This window comes from Atlantibacter sp. (assembly GCF_032062175.1).
Classification (GTDB): Bacteria; Pseudomonadota; Gammaproteobacteria; order Enterobacterales; family Enterobacteriaceae; genus Atlantibacter.
Map to the genome: position 1 here is coordinate 1 of NZ_DAMBQK010000029.1, position 8,283 is coordinate 8,283.

An 8,283-nucleotide genomic window follows, 5' to 3' on the forward strand; every position below is an offset into this window, starting at 1 on the left:
ATTCTTTTATTTCTGGTGAACAGAGTGAACAGTTATAAGTAAAAAAACAAACGGTAAGTACGGTTTTCCTGCGACCTCTTTCTGGCGAGCCGGGTTTGCCTCTCTTTGTGCCAGACCTGCCACAACTGGAATGAATCGTCTTGTTGTCTGGGGCGCGGCAGAATTTATTCAGGTTGAACACACGGAGAACCTGAAATGATTAAGCCAGCAGAAATTATTGCCACCGCCATGAAATCAATGAGCGAAAACCAGCAGAAGGAAAACGAACAGCGCGTGGCCGTTGCACTGGATGCATTCACGCAGGCCCGCGACGCGCATATGGCGGGCATGAAAAAGCTGTATGACATTGAGGCGGCCATTCGTCGCAGCGAACAGGAGCGGCAGGCCGCACTGGATGAAAGCACCGAGGCGGAGCAGAGCTGGCGCAGCCGGTTTCGCAGCCTGCGCGGCAACATCACCCCGGAAATGAAAGCCGAACACAGTCAGCGTATCGCCAGCCGCGAGCTGGCAGAGGAATTCACCGCCCTGATTGCTGAACTGGAGGACGATAAATCCCGCGCGATGCTCGCTGCATGTGGCACTGCCGATAAATACACGGCCAACCACAACACGGCATTCACTACCTATGCAGACGGGGAATGGGCCTGTGCGCAGACCGGCATTGACACAGCGCTGGTACGTGCTTTTGTGCTGCGTGTCCGTTCGCTGGAGCTGCGGGGAGACACGGCGGCACACGCCACCGCTGCCCGTGAACTCGGGGAAAGCCTGATGAGAAGGACGGTCATGTATCAGTTTGACTTGGACCAGGAGCCGGTGCTGTCCGTCACCGGCATGCACCGCCCGGCGCTGACCGGCGTGGATATGAAGCTCTACGACAGCCCGGTCAGCCGTCTGAAACTCGCGCAGTCACTGGCCGCAAAAAAAGCCGGTAACGGGATGAAGGAGTAAATCATGATCCACTGCCCGTTCTGCAAACAGGCGGCGCATGCCCGTACCAGCCGCTATCTGTCGGAAAGTGTGAAACACCGCTATTACCAGTGCACCAATCTGCTCTGTTCAGCAAGTTTCCGTTCGATGGAATCCATCGACAGTATTATCCGCCCACCGTCAGAAGGGGGTGAGGCGGATGATTTTATTAAAGCTGAGTCCGGCAGGGCCAGAACGCAGCGACCATCCGCCACGCAGTAATCTGACAGGAAAACAACCGTGACCACATTAACCACACAACAGGCCTCTGAAGCCTGTCAGACAGACAAAGCCGCCTGGCTTATGCTTAAAGCTGAACTGGCACAGGCAGAGCAGGCGCTGTATCAGCATCTGACCGGTGACAGTGACAAGTGCCCGGTGAGACTTGCGGAACTGCGTGAAAGTATCGACGTGAAAAAATGGCAGATTAACCAGGCGGCCGGTCGCTATATCCGCTCGCATGAAGCATTACAGCGCGTCAGTATGCAGAACGGCCTTGACGGATTTATGCAGCAGCACGGCGCAACGCTTGCCGCCGTGCTGGCCCCGGAATTAAAGACACTGAACGGCCAGCCGGAGCTGGTCAGACACCGTGCCCTCGACCGTGCTGCCGGTTATTTTCGTGAAGCCCTGAACAACTGGCTGAGCGAAGAAAAAGAAATTAATTATTGCGCGCAGGATAATGACATTTTAACCGCCGCCGGACACAGGCCCGACGCGGCTTCGCGGGTGGATAATCAGCAAAAATATACGCCCGTTCAGCACCGGATTTATGCGCGCCGGTGTGCAGAAATGACCGCGCAACGCCCCGCCTGAAAATCCCCGAAAACCCGCTGTTTTTCCTGAATTAAGCCATGCATCCACAGGGTGCATGGTTTTGCATGCGTTTATGCACCCTTTTCACCCCTTCCCGTACCAGTAACGGCGCGGCCTGAGCCGGTTCATGCATCTGCATTAAAACCGCCCCCTTAAGCGGGCAGGCGAGGCGGGGAAAGCATTGCGCGCTGATAATTACATTTAAATTTTTTCTAGAAAATAAGGATGTTAAAGGATTGAGTATTTGTAACGCAGTCATCGCATCAAGTAGCTGATGCGATGAAGAAATTATGAAAGGTATCTAAAGGCTAGTGATGCCCCTTTAGTGGAGCGGGCAGGCGGGCGGGACAGTGCGCGGTGGCTGGTCTGGTATCAGATTAAGGAAGTAACATAGTGCTGAATGATAAACTGATGTTTATGGTATTCGTAAGCTGATTGAGGGTACTTTTTGGGATGAGCTTGAGATATAGTAAATATTAATTGTCAAAATGCTGCTGGGTGGTGCAACGGCTTGTAGAAAGGATATAAAGGATGAGCAAAAAAAATGCAGTGGAAATAGATGTTGATTTAGCTGAGAGTCAAATACTTAAAAGCTCTAAGAGAATAGAATACTTTGTGTCAGAATTTACATTGGAAATTTTGGCAATGAAAATGAAGAATGAGGAATATATTGTTCCTGATTATCAGCGAGCATTTACATGGGAGGATGACCGCAAATCTAAATTTTTAGAATCTATTATTATAGGTTTACCTATTCCATTTGTTTTCTTTTGGGAAGATCCAGATACTGGGAAGTTGGAAATAGTGGATGGTTCTCAACGATTGAGAACTATAAGGGATTTTCTCTATAACGATTTTGTCTTGCAAAATCTTGAGAAAATACCAGCCGCAAACGGGATGTGTTTCAATGATTTTCCCGCGTCAAGGCGTAGGAAAATATTAAATCGCTCGTTACGTGGAATTACTTTAAATTCATATGCTGATGAAGAGTCAAGATTTGATCTTTTCGAAAGAATAAATACAGGCAGCAAAGTAGCAAACCCTGCAGAGGTACGCCGTGGTGCACTTCGCGGTGAGTTTATGAATATGGTAATTGAGTTAGCAAACTCCGAACTTTTTAAAAAAATAGCTCCAGTATCAAAAAAACAGAAAGATCAAAGAGAACAAGAAGAATTGGTTTCAAGGTTTTTTGCTTACGGTGATGGGTTGGATGAATATGCAGATGATGTGTCTAGATTTGTTTTTAGATATATCAAGAAAATGAACGAAGAGTTTCGGGCAAAGCCATTGTTAATTGATGCTTATAAACAAAGGTTTTATGAAACAATGGAGTTCATTGACAATAACTTCCCAATAGGTTTCCGTAAAACAGAGAAGGCTACTACAACACCAAGGTCTCGTTACGAAGCAATTGCTATTGGAACATATCATTTTTTAGAGAAAAATCCACAATTTAAAACTAGAACAGATATTAATACTGAATGGGCTAGCAGTGACGAGTTTAATGCTGAAGTGCGTTCCGATGGAGCGAATGCTAAGAAGAAATTGCTAGGAAGAATCGCATTCGTAACCAATAAATATGGAAATTAATCATGGAGATAGTGAGAACAACGTTCAGCGACAGGGTTGATGAAATCAACACTTATTATTCATTTTTGGTATTTATGGAAAGTGGATTATCTAGCGGCTCAACTAATCTCCAGCTAAATAACTCTGTTTATGTTATAACACCCATGTTGCAGAAAACAATATATGCAAATGTTTATATTCATTTGTATAATCTTGTGGAATCAACGATTACATTATTAATTAAAGCTGTGGAGAAGCAGATTCAAAATGATGTAAGAGAAAATGGTATAGGTATCCTCAAAGATGAAATTAGGCAATTATGGATACGATATATAGCAGGTACTCATGATATTTTAGTGCCAGAAAGTCGTCTGGAAAAGGCAATTAATCTTTGTAATTATTTTATTGATAATGTTCCTTTTGAATTAACTATTCCTAAAGGTGGTGGAGGGAATTGGGATAATGAAAATATAAGACTTTTGGCTCAGCGAATGGGATTTACTTTAAATATCCCTCGAGCTATTAACACCGCAGTGAAACGTCCAGTAAAGGACAATAGAGGTGTGATTCAATTAATTACTTACACCCGAAATAAGCTAGCACATGGTGAAATTTCTTTTTCAGAATGCGGCGATGATTTGACACTAACTAGTATTAATCAACTAATTGAAATTACTAGAAATTATTTAGAGGCAGTAATCAATGGTTTTGATGACTATTTAAATAGAACATTGTACAGAGCAGTCGCTTAGAAACTATACGAGCCCATGGCGTGCAATTGCACGCCATGTTTAATTTGAAAGGTGCTTGAGAATACTTTTTCCAATGATTTCGCCTAACCTTACCGGCACCGCATTACCTATCATTCTTGCTGTTGATGCAATGTCCAAAGTAGATTCTTTATCGAAAAATAAATAATCTTTCGGAAAGCTTTGCAGTATCGCAGCTTCTCTTAAGGAGATTGCCCTGTTTTGTTCTGGATGACCAAAACGTCCATTACCAAAACCATAGCACTGTGTGGTTATTGTTGGACTTGGTTCATTCCATGACATCCTGCCATAAACACTTTTATAAAATTTTCCAGACTCTTTTAAGTGACAAGGTGCTCTCAAGTGTAACGGCCAATCATGCCAATCACCTCCGGGTTTTGAGGCTTTAATACGCTCCATGTTCAAAGGGCTAAGAGTAGAACATTTATGAAGTGGATCGTGTTTGTCACATTCTCCAGCACTTAATGATGGAAGATCAAATATTGCATCCTTAACAGTAACATAATTTTTTTTGTTATGAGTCGGATCAATAATAGAGATAGAGCCTAATTTGGATGCTAATAAAACTAAACGTTTACGCGTTTGCGGCATTCCATAATCTGGGCAAAAAATGATCTTATAACAAACATTATATCCATGGCCTTCAAGATTGTTAATGAAATCTTTAAATACGTCTTGAGCCATCAAGCCAGGCACATTCTCCATAGTAACGATAGAGGGTTGCGTTTCATCAATTAACCGTGAAAAAGAATATAATAATGCCCATTTGTCATCTTTTTTCTTGTTTTTCGTTCTTCCATATGTTGAAAACGGCTGACAGGGAGCGCATCCAGCTAAAATCGTTACATCTGAATCTTTAAAATGACTAAGGATCTGTTCACCCTTCAAAACAGTTATGTCTTGATTGATAAAAACTGCGTTATTATTAAATTCAAACGCAAAACGGCAGGTTTCTTCAATATCATAACCTGCCACTACATCAATGCCTGATTGCTTTAACCCATGGGTTAGCCCCCCGGCTCCGCAAAATAAATCTACTGCTTTGATTTTCAAAATAATTCTCTATCTATTTTCAATTTATGCATATTATAACAGCTTTCATAAGCAACATTGATGATTAGTTATTCACATCATTCCTTTGACTTTGCTTCCCCACCATTTCATAACTTCAGCACGTTGTTCAAGGTATGTGCTACGGTTGTAGGCTCTACGTACCTCATTTTTGTCTGAATGAGCTAAACAAGCCTCAATAACATCTGCGTTAAAGCAAGCTTCATTCATCGCGGTACTTGCTATAGAACGTAAACCATGAGCAACGAGCTTTCCATTATACCCAATACGTTTCAGTGCAGCATTCGCCGTTTGGCTATTCATTGGTTGCTTCGGATCATTCCTGCTAGGGAATACGTGTACACGATGGGCACTGATAGGTTTCATTACTTCCAGTAACTCAAGTGCTTGAGGCGATAAAGGAACAATGTGCTCGCGTTTTGCCTTCATCCGCTCTGCTGGAATTGTCCATAGCTTTGCTTCGAGATCGAGCTCTGCCCACCGAGTACCGGAGGCTTCAGAAGGGCGCACAAGGGTCAGGAGCTGCCATTCAATGAGACAGCGCGTCGGGACAGACAAATTTGACATTACGAGAGAACGCATTAGCTTTGGTAATTCTTCTGGCCGAAGTGTCGGCATGTTTTGTTTTTTGGGCTTCTCAAAGGCCATTCCAACACCTGATGCTGGATTCGCATCAATCAGACCAGTGTTGACGGCATAAATCATTATTTCGTTAATGCGCTGCACCAGCCGGCGAACTGTCTCAAGTGCTCCACGTGCTTTGATTGGTTCAAGCGCTTCAACCAATGCACGGGCTTTGATTTGCTGAACAGGGATCTCACCGATAGCAGGGAATACATCTTTCTCCAGTGAGCGCCAAATGTCTTTTGCGTAATCAGGGGTAACGCTTTTGCTTTTGAGTTGGAACCAGTTAGCAGCGACAGTCGAAAAAATACTGTCCAGAGCGATTTGCAGCTCTTCCTCTGCAACTTCAGCTTGAACTTGAGGGTCGATACCATTAGCTAACAAGGCAAGGTAATCCGCTCTTAACCCTCGGGCATCGGCAAGTGAAAGGGCGGGGAAGGCACCGAGCCCCATCATTGTCCGCTGTTTTGTCGCCGGACGTTGATAACGAAAACGCCAGAGCTTTTTCCCGCTGGTTTTCACTATCAGGAAAAGGCCATCGCCATCATGCAGCGTTAGATCCTTCTCTAACGCTTTAGCGCGCAGAACTTCGGTGTTGGTCAGGGGGCGTGTTGTCCGTGCCACTGTGGCCGCTCCTTCATGAATTGGTATACGCGTTTAGGTATACATCCTACCGTATACCTAAACGTATACCAATAATCACCGGATTTAGCTGGATGTTCTCGGACAATGACAGACACAAAAAAGCCCGCAGGGCTTGTACCGTGCGGGCTTTCTGTACTTCACCGGAAGTATCCGGATCATAATTTGGTGGAGCTGGCGGGAGTTGAACCCGCGTCCGAAATTCCTACATCCTCGGTACTACATGCTTAGTCAGTCTTTACATTCGCCTGGCACCTGCGGACCGACACGCCACTACCAGACTAGCCTGATTAGTTTTAACGCTTCAACCCCAGGCAGGGCATCCACGCGATCTCTTTTGGGTTTGACCTCTCTTTGATCCCCGTCTTAAGAGCGGAAGCTAGGGAGAGAGGGCTCAGAGCAGGTTATTAAGCTGCTAAAGCGTAGTTTTCGTCGTTTGCGACTATTTTTTTGCGGCTTTTTACGAGGCCAACCGCCCCTCGGCATGCACCTTGGGTTTCGCGAATCCCGTCGAATCCAGAATCAGCCCCAAAAGTGTTGGGCTAAGTATAACAGATTTTGGCTTCGCCATGCCAGTCCATATCACTACGACTTTTGCATGGGTTATCCGACGCAGCGCCATGTATGAGTATTGCACGCCTTTTTCGGCTAATAATCATACAGATAAACGAAGGTGTAATTGAGTAGGCTATATTTGAAATATTTCGAAACGGATAATGTGTATTAGTGACCAGGAATGCTCTTATTATTTATTATGCATTATATATTTTTCATGCTTCTATTTTTAAATAATCACTTGTCGTTACGATATTAATGAAGATTACCTGGCAGATTAATTTCCCTACTCTCTTTTATAACAGTGGTTTATTTATCGCTAGCACAGGTGCGTATTTTTTCCACCGCATAATTGTTGCATTTTTTTTTGCCTAATTCACAAAGGTTGTTTATATGTTTAATGGTGCCTATTACCTACCGCCAAACGCGCCGAATGATAAAAAATAATTAATTTCAGTAAGTTATCTTTCTCTTAAACACTTATACCAGGCAAATATTTGATGCTGCTTTAAACGAAGCGGCATCAATCTTTAGCGGGTGTGATGCATTCACTCCGCCGGGTTGACTGTTGTCTTTATTCGGGAGATAGCCGCATGGCTTTAGAAAATAACCGTTCAGAATCTGTTGATATTCTAAATCGCAAAACTGGCGATCTGGTTACCCAATATTCCGGGCCCGGCGATCGTGTGGTGAATATCACGCAATCCAGCGTGGTTAGAATTAATGCCTCGCCGGAATCCGTTAATTTTTATGAGCGTCAGGGTGATGACCTGATTGTCCATATGCGCGACGGTTCAACGGTTCGCTATCAAAACTTTTTCCACCTCGATGCCGACGGGTTGCACAGCGAACTGATTTTCGAAGACCAGTACGGTACCCACCATGCGGTTTTCCCTTTTGCAACTGAAGCCGGTCCTGCCGCGGCGGAAGCGATTGTCCCGGTGATGGCGGATACGTCGCTGGGCGCGCTAATCGGAGGTGAAGGCCTGTCAACGGCGGCCATCCTGGGCGGCCTGGCTGCGGTGGGTGGTATTGCCGGTGTGGCCATCGCGGCAAGCGGTGGCGGCGGTGGGGGGGCGGCGGCAGTAACGATAGCGACGGCAGTAACGGCGGTGGAGACGGTGGAACGGGCGGTGAAAACGGCGGTTCTGGCAATGGCGGTGAAGACAGTGGCGCTGGCAGCGATGATGATGGCACCGTCGGCGGTGACAACGGTAGTGGCGACACTCCTTCGCCAGGCGGCGAAAACCCTACGCCATCCACGCTAAAC

8 protein-coding genes and 1 other RNA gene are annotated in these 8,283 nt (G+C 45.4%); 6 read left to right on the top strand and 3 right to left on the bottom strand.

The window, feature by feature from the left end; translation table 11 throughout:
- Positions 1–198 precede the first annotated feature (198 nt).
- The 5 genes from RT120_RS19455 (at position 199) to RT120_RS19475 (ending at position 4,103) form a co-directional block, all read left to right on the top strand.
- Complete coding sequence (locus RT120_RS19455) at positions 199–948, top strand: capsid protein (RefSeq protein WP_312985276.1); 750 nt, start codon at positions 199–201, stop codon at positions 946–948.
- 3 nt (positions 949–951) lie between these two features.
- A complete protein-coding gene (locus RT120_RS19460) occupies positions 952–1,188 on the top strand; it encodes an ogr/Delta-like zinc finger family protein (protein WP_002437740.1) in 237 nt (78 codons plus the stop codon).
- Positions 1,189–1,206: 18 nt separating this feature from the next.
- Positions 1,207–1,782 carry a phage polarity suppression protein gene (locus RT120_RS19465; RefSeq protein WP_312985226.1) on the top strand — a complete coding sequence of 192 codons (576 nt, stop codon included), beginning with the start codon at positions 1,207–1,209 and terminating at the stop codon, positions 1,780–1,782.
- 531 nt (positions 1,783–2,313) lie between these two features.
- Positions 2,314–3,372 carry a DUF262 domain-containing protein gene (locus tag RT120_RS19470; RefSeq protein ID WP_312985227.1) on the top strand — a complete coding sequence of 353 codons (1,059 nt, stop codon included), beginning with the start codon at positions 2,314–2,316 and terminating at the stop codon, positions 3,370–3,372.
- Positions 3,373–3,374: 2 nt separating this feature from the next.
- Positions 3,375–4,103, top strand: coding sequence for an MAE_28990/MAE_18760 family HEPN-like nuclease (locus tag RT120_RS19475; protein WP_312141881.1), 729 nt, complete (start codon positions 3,375–3,377; stop codon positions 4,101–4,103).
- Positions 4,104–4,142: 39 nt separating this feature from the next.
- On the opposite strand, the gene RT120_RS19480 is transcribed toward RT120_RS19475, so the two are convergent.
- The 3 genes from RT120_RS19480 to ssrA all read right to left on the bottom strand — a co-directional run bounded on the left by RT120_RS19480 (position 4,143) and on the right by ssrA (position 6,988).
- A complete protein-coding gene (locus RT120_RS19480) occupies positions 4,143–5,174 on the bottom strand; it encodes a DNA cytosine methyltransferase (protein ID WP_312985230.1) in 1,032 nt (343 codons plus the stop codon).
- Between the two features lie 72 nt (positions 5,175–5,246).
- A complete protein-coding gene (locus RT120_RS19485; protein WP_312141877.1) occupies positions 5,247–6,440 on the bottom strand; it encodes an integrase domain-containing protein in 1,194 nt (397 codons plus the stop codon).
- 184 nt (positions 6,441–6,624) lie between these two features.
- Positions 6,625–6,988, bottom strand: a transfer-messenger RNA (tmRNA) gene (gene ssrA / locus RT120_RS19490).
- A 618-nt stretch (positions 6,989–7,606) separates the two neighbouring features.
- On the opposite strand from ssrA, the gene RT120_RS19495 reads away from it, so the two are divergent.
- Positions 7,607–8,281 (top strand): BapA prefix-like domain-containing protein, encoded by a 675-nt coding sequence (locus tag RT120_RS19495; RefSeq protein ID WP_312985233.1) that lies wholly within the window; start codon positions 7,607–7,609, stop codon positions 8,279–8,281.
- The last annotated feature ends 2 nt before the right edge of the window (positions 8,282–8,283 follow it).